Below are 255 nucleotides of genomic sequence, written 5' to 3'. Positions count from 1 at the left end.
AAGGCGAGCTCAAGGGGCTGAGCTCCGAAGAACGAAGCGCTCAGCGGCGGCGGCTGGCCAAGCCGCTGTGGGAGGAGCTCCACCAGTGGCTCAGCCTGGAGCGGCGCCTTGTTCCCGATGGCGGCGCCACGGCCAAGGCGATCGACTACACACTGGGGCATTGGGCCGCGCTCACGCGTCACCTCGAGGACGGCGCGGTGGCGATCGACAACAACCATCTGGAGCGGCAGATCAAGCCCTGGGCGATGGGGCGCC

Annotated in this window: 1 protein-coding gene; it reads left to right on the top strand. The window is 69.0% G+C overall.

Annotated features, from left to right (window positions below; all coding sequences use genetic code 11):
• A partial coding sequence (locus tag ACG02S_RS26355) for an IS66 family transposase (RefSeq protein WP_394473455.1) occupies positions 1–255 on the top strand: 255 nt, incomplete at both ends.

Origin of the sequence: Pelomonas dachongensis, assembly GCF_043555865.1 — a bacterium.
In the GTDB taxonomy this organism is placed as follows: Bacteria; Pseudomonadota; Gammaproteobacteria; order Burkholderiales; family Burkholderiaceae_C; genus Pelomonas; species Pelomonas dachongensis.
Note: the sequence above shows the minus strand (reverse complement) of the source record. Positions and strands in the feature narration are given on the sequence as shown.